This is a genomic window from Methylobacterium sp. 22177 (assembly GCF_052045615.1).
In the GTDB taxonomy this organism is placed as follows: domain Bacteria; phylum Pseudomonadota; class Alphaproteobacteria; order Rhizobiales; family Beijerinckiaceae; genus Methylobacterium; species Methylobacterium radiotolerans.
On record NZ_JBQEPK010000026.1, the window covers coordinates 79,534 to 86,795 of the forward strand.

Sequence of the window (7,262 nt, forward strand, 5' to 3'; positions counted from 1 at the left end):
CCTGAGCGGCCGATCAGTGAGAGGAGGGCGTTGACGGGTCGATCTCGTATTGTCTTGGGATAGTTCCGGTCGCCTCGATCTTGTGAGTCGCATCGCGTACGTGCGTAACCCGCCGCATAGCCCCGGCTTATCTAGCGAGACCATCGCAGGGAGATTTTGTTTTCTTCTTTCCGAACTAGTCTGGCGGCGTAGCAATGATTGACCACATCCTTGGCCCCAACCCGATGGTCTGTGTCATCGACCGTGGGACGGTGTTATGAGTCGAACCGATTTTTCTGACTTGGCGCGCCGCCTCGCCGAGGAGGCCGAGGCGGTCTGTCGGGCCTACCTGTCGAACGGTCGGCGGCAGGGCAACTACTGGCGGGTCGGTGACGTCTACAACGCCGCCGGCGCTTCCCTTCATGTCCGTCTCACCGGGCCCACATCCGGTCCGCGCGCTCGCGGCCGATGGGCGGACGAGGCCACCGGCGAGTTTGGCAATCTCCTCGACCTGATCCGGCTCAACCGCGGCCACGACTCGTGGTCTGAAACTCTCAAGGAAGCACGCAGCTTCCTGCGCATGCCGCGACCGCAGACGGAGCGCTCCGCCACGCCACCGCCGGCGGCTTCCTCGTATGATCCCACCGAGTCGGCCCGCCGTCTCTTCCGATGTGGCCGGCCCCTGAGAGGTACGTTCGCCGCCACCTACCTCGCGGGACGCGGGCTCGATCATCCCTTCGACAGTTCCGCCCTGCGGTTCCACCCCCAGTGCAACTACCTGCACGACGACGGCACCTGGGCGCAGCATCCGGCGCTCCTCGCCGCCCTCACGGATCTGAGCGGGGCGATCGTGGCGATCCAGCGCACGTGGCTCGCACCGGATGGGCGCGGCAAGGCCCACCTCGACGAGCCGCGGCGAATGCTCGGCCAGTCGTTCGGTGACGCCGTCCGCTTCGGCGGCAGCATTCCCGACATCCTGCTCGCCGGCGAGGGGCTGGAGACGGTGCTGTCGGTGCAGGCCGTCCTCCCGGCGGTCCCCGCCCATGCCGCGCTCACCGCCAATCGCCTGTCCGCTCTTCTTCTCCCGCCCGGACTGCGCCGCCTCTACGTCGCCCGCGACAACGACGCCGCAGGCCTTCGCGCCCACGAGGGCCTGCGCGCCCGGGCAGAGGCCGACGGCGTCCAGGTCTGGGAACTCGTGCCGGCGGCCGACGACTTCAACACCGACCTGCAGCAGCTTGGGCCCGCGGGCTTGGCGCTGCACCTGGCGCCGCAGCTCGCCGAAGAGGATGCGATGCGCTTTCTCCGTCTGGAGGCCGTGTAGGCCCCTCCCAGGGCCTGAATCGGTCGAGGATGCGGGGAACCGGCTGCTTGACGGGGATGGGCCTCATGGCCCCGGAGAGCGCGCGCAGCGGCCTTCTCGGAGGGCGACCTATACCCGGGCGATCGTCGGGTTCAACGGCACGCCGTCCGGCGCTGCGCTTGGCCCTCGGGGCAAGCCCTCTTCGGGTGATCCCGCCGCCCCGCCCGGGAGACCGGCCGCCATCAAGGCCGCGGCGGTCGCGGCTTCCATCGCCCGGAGGCCATCCCATGCTCGATCAGCTCGACGCTCCGTCTACCTTCCTCGCAGATCACGCCACCGAGGCGGATCCCAGTCTCCTCAGCGAGCTGCTGACGCAGCACCACCGTCCGTTCGAGGAGCACGCCGACCCGCGGCCGATGCCGAAGCCCGAAGCCGTCGAGGAGGCACTGGTCGGCGCGATGAACGCCCTCGCCGACCTGTTCACCGAGACGCGCCTTGAGGACGACACCGACGATGTTCTGTGGGGCTTCGTCAACCTCTTCCACCGGCGCGTCGAGATCCTTGATCGCAAGCTCGACGACAACGAGGTGGCGCAGCGCCAGTCCCAGCGCGAGCAGGACGGCAGCGAGGTGCGGTCCGTCGAGCTGGAGCGTCAGATCGCCCTGGGGCTCAGCCTGACCGAGCGGCGCAACGCCTTCGAGTTCTCCCGCGACGCCGCGGCCGGGATCTACCGCGTGCTCACCGGCACGCCCTGGCGCCCCCGAACCGGCTCCCAGATCAATCGCGCCACGATGACGGCGGCGATGATCGACTCGCGCGATTTCCTGGCGGCCAAGCGCAAGGCCGACACCGAGCTCCTGGTCCCGCCCGGGCCGCGGATCCTCTTCACCGGCGGCCAGGACTACCAAGATGTGGACCGGATCTGGGCCGTCCTCGACAAGGTGCGCGCCAAGCATCCTGACATGGTGCTGCTGCACGGCGGCAGTCCCAAAGGTGCCGAGCTGATCGCCGCCAAGTGGGCCGACACCCGCAAAGTGCCCCACGTCGCCTTCAAGCCCGACTGGACCCGCCATGGCCGAGCTGCACCCTTCCGGCGCAACGACCTGATGCTCGACCAGATGCCGATCGGCGTCGTGCACTTCCCCGGCAACGGCATCTGCGACAACCTCGCGGACAAGGCTCGGGAGCGGGGTGTCCCGGTCCGGCGGGGTGTCCGGGCTAGCGCATAGCCGCCGGCTTGCCGGTAGCCCTCGATCGGTGTTTCCTCCCACTCAGGCCACGTGCGCCGGTCTCCAAGCCCAAGGCGCGAGGCTGCCGGAGGGCCGGAGCCGGTCGAGCCGGACTTGACGATGAACGCGCGACGGCGGATTGCTGACCGACTGCGCGCGATCATTGAACGGCGACCGGCCTTTATGCCATGATGGGTCATGGCCGAAGCCTCCATCATCACGCCCGATCTGCAAGCCCGCGTCGATGCCATCGCTGCGCGCTCGGGCCGTGCGCCCGCTGCGATCATCGCCGACGCGCTCGAACACGGCCATTCGCTCGACTGGCAAGAGCGCTATGTCGATGAGGTGATGGCCGGCCGTGCCGACATCGCCGCCGGTCGGATCGCCTCGCCTGAGGATGTCGAGCGGGTGTTGAACAAGTATCGCCCGAGCTGATGCAGGTCGTCTGGTCCAGACGCGCGCTCGATCATCTCGAAGTCATCCAGGACTACATCGCGCAGGACAGCCCTGCCGCTGCCTACAAACTCGCCCTCACTGTACATGAGCGCGTCCTGGCCCTGCTGCCGGATCACCCGCTGATCGGCCGGTCCGGACGCGTCGCCGGCACCCGAGAGTTGGTCATCCCGGGCACAGCGTACATCGTGGTCTATGAGGTGAGCGAGCGGATCAATATCCTTGCGGTGCTGCATGGCGCTCGCGAATGGCCGGCTGAGTTCGTGGCGCCCGAACAGTAGGCCTTGACGGGGGGCGAAACAAGACGGGCACAAAGCTTGGCTGGATGAACAGTTCAGTAGCGCTCTGAATTTTAATCGATCTGTATATCAAGGATAATGGTACTATCGTAATCTCCCGGTCTGACTGTAGTTTGCCGCAGCAGAGATAAATATCGACACCGCTACGAGAAAACGCACGTCCTCAATATAGGATAGCTTAGTTGTGATTTCTTGGATGCGCTGCTAGATCGGATTGAGCATCCTCTTCTCATCCGGCAATAGATAATTGACCGGCACGTCGAGAATGTGGGCGATGACGTAGAGCGTCGAGGCTGGAATGCGGCTCAGACCGCGCTCGTACTTCCGCATCTGCTGTCCGGAGAAGCCCAACATCCCGCCGAGCTGTCCATAGCCCAGGCGGCGATCCTGGCGGTGCTTTCGGATCCGCTCGCCGATGTCCCGATCCAGCGGCCCGGCCTGACGGGCGCGCAGATCCTCGGCCTCGATCCACCCCAATGGATTGCTGCCATCCTTCGACATGCCCGGCGCGTCCCGACTCGGGAGGCCCGTGTCTGCGGTGCGCCCCCGCAAACGAGCCTCGACCACCCAACAGTCGGGGAGTTGGAAAACCGCAGAAAGTCGGTCCCTACGACCTTTAGCACCGAGGCGCCTGAACATACGTCGCAGGCTCCCCGACCCAGGAGGTCAAGGATTGCGGTGCCCAAACCGGCGGGCACCAAACCGCTTTCTGTGGGGTTTCCACGCCCCAGGGCGGCGCGTACCACCCCGCGGGTAGAATACGCGATCTCAGAACGGCCATCCAGCGTTCTGTGTCGAAGGGAAAGCCCGGTCGCTTCTTTTGCGAACTGCCGAGAGCCGAGAGATGCTCCCGTACGATCCGCTCTGAGGGACGTGGCTTGGACGGGATCCGGATGACACGGTAGTGGCCCAAAGCCAGCATGGCATCACGCTCGCGATCCTTCGCACCATCATGGCTGGAATCGTCCAGCTCTATGATCGCTTCGACCGATCCCGCATAGGGATCAAGAACGACAAAATCAGTGATTTTCTGGCTGAATTTGTTCCGTGTTCGCCAGAATTCTTTCGCGCTGAGACCCCGCTGTGGCTTCAGTAGAGCGCCCGTGGCGACTTGGCAGGCAATATGATACCTGGGAAGGACTCGACGCAGGATGTTCAATAGGTCAAGTTCGGCCCTCGTCAGAAACGGCTTACGTTCGATCTTGAGTCTGTCTTGGCCACGTATTTTCGAGGTTATATAGTGAGCAAATATGAGCGCGCACCAGAGGGATATTGCGCAGATAATTGGCGGATAGGATGCTATATCAATCCGTGGCATCATGATTAAATTCTTCAGACTGCATAGCCAAAAACTATCATGCCATGCAGCCTTGTCATCGGGGTGCTGATTGAGGGAGTTGAAAATTCGGGCCGTTCGATGGGTGCGTCTTTCCGGTGCCAAGGCCCCTCCAGGCCGGGCTCTACTCGCCCCGCCGGGGCTCCCCGAACCCGCTGCGCGGTTTCGGCCCCTGCGGGGTAACGATCCCTCGCACAACGCGCAGCCGCGCGTGCGGCAGGCGCTATGCGCCTCTGCGCCCTCTCGGGAGGCAGAAGCCGCCGAGAGTCTCCCGCGGGTCACCCGCAGCCGTATGGCTTGGGGATCGGCCGGCTCGGCCCGGAGCCTGTCGGGGATTCGGTGCTGCCCGTGCCTCATGCGGCACCGACGGCTCGGCATCGCTCGCGTCCTCTCTGGCGGCCGGACCGTCCCCGGCACGATTGACGACGAGAGATCACGCCCCGGGACCGTCCGATAGCCGCCGGGCGAGGTTTTTCCCCTGCCGGCTCCGCCGGCATTCCTCGCGCACCAACAAACCCCGCCCTGGGGCCCCTCTACGCTCCGCTCGGGGCTCCTCCGGCACCTCCGCTACGCTCCGGGTCCGGCGGAGTATCGGACGATCCCGTTGCGCGATTGGAGGTCGTCATCGCGCTTGGGACGGTCCCGAGCGCACGGGGGACACGAACGATGCCGAGCCTCACCGCCACCTCGACCGCCAACCGCAACCTCCTGTTCCAGATCGAAGAGCTCCGGGCCGAGCTGGCCTCCGTCACCTGCCCGAAAGAGCGCCGTCAAATTCAGCGTGAGTTACGCGCCGCGAAAGCCCAGCTCATCGCCTGACTGTGGGGGCCGCCTCCCCGGGCGGCCCGTCCTCCATCTCATGGCAGACTGCTTCGCAGGAGGTCGGAGCATAGTCGCGACCATGCATCTGAGTCGGAACCCAATCAGCTTGAGCATGAGATGGCCGCTTTCGACCCTTCTCGGGCGTTCGGAAGTTCTGCTTACCGGCGGTCTGATTGGCCCTGAATGACCGGGGCTGGCCGTAAGCGGAATGACCGCTTCGGAGCAGCCTCGCCGGAAAAGCGGACCTACACACCACCGCTGCTCCGGTATCGATACGCCTCTTGCGCCACTGGTCGGGGCCAAAGAATGTTTGATCAACCCTGGTTAAGCGACGCGCCAAGGTGATCCATGATCGCTCTCACCTTCGCAGACGGTCTCGGACCCGCCGGGAAGACCGCGTAGACCTCGGCAGGATCGAGCCGATAGGGCTCAAGCACCTGGACGAGCTGGCCGGCACGCAGCTCATCCCCGGCCATGACGCGGGTCGCCAGCGCGATGCCCATGCCGGCCACCGCAGCGGCCAGGATCCCCGGCGCCGAGTTGATCCAGAGGCGCGCGGGGACATCGACGGTGGTGACGGTCCCGTCGCGCGTGAAGCGCCAGCTCTCGCGACCGAACAGGCCGTGCTGCACGATGCAATCGTGCCGAGCGAGTTCGGCCGGGATAACGGGTGTGCCGCGGGATGAGAGATAGGCCGGCGACGCGACCACCAAGCGTTCGACCGTCGCAAGCCTGCGGGCCCCGAAGGTTGAGTCTGCCAACGGGCCGACGCCGAGGCGGATGGCGATGTCGACCCCGTCCATGACGAGGTTTTGGCGCGCGTCGCTCATGGTGATCTCGATCCGGAGGCCCGGATGCCGGGCCAGGAACGTCGCGAGCGCGGGGACGACGGCCCGGGAGCCGTAGAGCACTGGCATCGCCAGACGGATCGCGCCCTGGAGCGAGTCCACTCCCCGGGCCGCCTGCTCGGCCTCCTCAAGCTCCGCGAGGAGGGATCGCGCGCGTTCCAGGTACAGGCTGCCGGCTTCCGTCAGGGAGATGCTACGGGTGGTGCGCAGCAGCAGCGTCGTGCCCAGCCGTGCCTCAAGCGCGCCGACGATGCGCGACACGGAAGGTTGCGAGAGCATCAGTTCGCGTCCCGCGCGCGAAAGGCTGCCGGTCTCCGCCACGCGGACGAACACGGCCATTTCCTGCCAACGGTCGCTCATTCGCATTCCGAATAGATGATCTCCGGGGCGAACGGATACATCGAATGGGGTGGATAGGCTATCTCCCCCTGCGGGGCGCCGTCGCGGCCGCCCGAGCATCCACAGCCTCAGCCTCAGCCTAATAGGAGAAGGGTCTGCAATGGCCATCAAGATCTACGGCGACCCAGGTTCCGGCAGCCGGCGCCGCGTCACCGCGGCGGCCGCTGCCATGGGCGTGAACATCGAGGTCGTGGACATCGACCTCTTCAACGGCGAGAGCCACACGCCCGAGTTCCTGGCTTTGAACCCACACGGCCTGTCGCCCGTGATGGTGGACGGAGACCTCGTCCTTTACGAGTCCGCGGCCATCAATCTCTATCTCGCCAAGAAGGCGGGGAGCGACTTGGCGGGTCGAACGACGCGGGAGCGGTTCGAGATCCTCCAGTGGATGTTCTGGTCGGGCGAGCAGTGGCGCGTGTTCGCGACCCTCACCTTCAACGAGGTGCTCGCCAAGCGCTTCATGGGGCAGCCCGCAGAGGAAGCCATTGTCAAACTGGCGGCCGACAAGATCCGCGCTGCCGCCGGCGTGCTGGACGCGCACCTCGCGAAGCACAGCCACATCGTCGGCGACCGCCTGACGCTGGCCGACTTCGA

Annotated in this window: 9 protein-coding genes; 6 read left to right on the top strand and 3 right to left on the bottom strand. The window is 65.8% G+C overall.

Going from position 1 to position 7,262, the window contains the following annotated elements; translation table 11 throughout:
- Nucleotides 1-256 precede the first annotated feature (256 nt).
- The 4 genes from ACTJK8_RS21615 to ACTJK8_RS21630 all read left to right on the top strand — a co-directional run bounded on the left by ACTJK8_RS21615 (nucleotide 257) and on the right by ACTJK8_RS21630 (nucleotide 3,245).
- Nucleotides 257-1,303, top strand: a complete 1,047-nt coding sequence (locus ACTJK8_RS21615; protein ID WP_012329782.1) for a DUF7146 domain-containing protein — start codon at nucleotides 257-259, stop codon at nucleotides 1,301-1,303.
- A 266-nt stretch (nucleotides 1,304-1,569) separates the two neighbouring features.
- A complete protein-coding gene (locus ACTJK8_RS21620) occupies nucleotides 1,570-2,511 on the top strand; it encodes a DUF2493 domain-containing protein (protein WP_012329783.1) in 942 nt (313 codons plus the stop codon).
- Between the two features lie 198 nt (nucleotides 2,512-2,709).
- Entirely contained in the window at nucleotides 2,710-2,946 is a 237-nt protein-coding gene (locus tag ACTJK8_RS21625; protein ID WP_012329784.1) for a CopG family ribbon-helix-helix protein, read from the top strand.
- Complete coding sequence (locus tag ACTJK8_RS21630; RefSeq protein WP_012329785.1) at nucleotides 2,946-3,245, top strand: type II toxin-antitoxin system RelE/ParE family toxin; 300 nt, start codon at nucleotides 2,946-2,948, stop codon at nucleotides 3,243-3,245. Before ACTJK8_RS21625 ends, ACTJK8_RS21630 begins: the two co-directional genes overlap by 1 nt.
- 222 nt (nucleotides 3,246-3,467) lie before the next feature.
- Here the strand turns inward: ACTJK8_RS21630 and ACTJK8_RS21635 are convergent, their stop codons facing one another.
- Both ACTJK8_RS21635 and ACTJK8_RS21640 read right to left on the bottom strand, forming a co-directional pair.
- Nucleotides 3,468-3,764: a helix-turn-helix domain-containing protein gene (locus tag ACTJK8_RS21635; RefSeq protein WP_440762484.1), complete on the bottom strand. Its 297-nt coding sequence runs from the start codon at nucleotides 3,762-3,764 to the stop codon at nucleotides 3,468-3,470.
- Nucleotides 3,765-3,879: 115 nt separating this feature from the next.
- On the bottom strand, nucleotides 3,880-4,977 hold the full coding sequence (locus tag ACTJK8_RS21640; protein WP_106427965.1) for a DUF2726 domain-containing protein: 1,098 nt from the start codon (nucleotides 4,975-4,977) through the stop codon (nucleotides 3,880-3,882).
- A gap of 288 nt (nucleotides 4,978-5,265) precedes the next feature.
- Here ACTJK8_RS21640 and ACTJK8_RS21645 point away from each other — a divergent pair, with 288 nt between their 5' ends.
- Entirely contained in the window at nucleotides 5,266-5,418 is a 153-nt protein-coding gene (locus tag ACTJK8_RS21645) for a hypothetical protein (RefSeq protein ID WP_012329788.1), read from the top strand.
- 317 nt (nucleotides 5,419-5,735) lie between these two features.
- Here ACTJK8_RS21645 and ACTJK8_RS21650 read toward each other — a convergent pair whose 3' ends face one another.
- Nucleotides 5,736-6,629, bottom strand: a complete 894-nt coding sequence (locus ACTJK8_RS21650) for a LysR family transcriptional regulator (protein ID WP_440762485.1) — start codon at nucleotides 6,627-6,629, stop codon at nucleotides 5,736-5,738.
- Nucleotides 6,630-6,768: 139 nt separating this feature from the next.
- On the opposite strand from ACTJK8_RS21650, the gene ACTJK8_RS21655 reads away from it, so the two are divergent.
- The coding region (locus tag ACTJK8_RS21655; protein WP_440762486.1) for a glutathione S-transferase family protein at nucleotides 6,769-7,262 on the top strand (494 nt) is incomplete at its 3' end.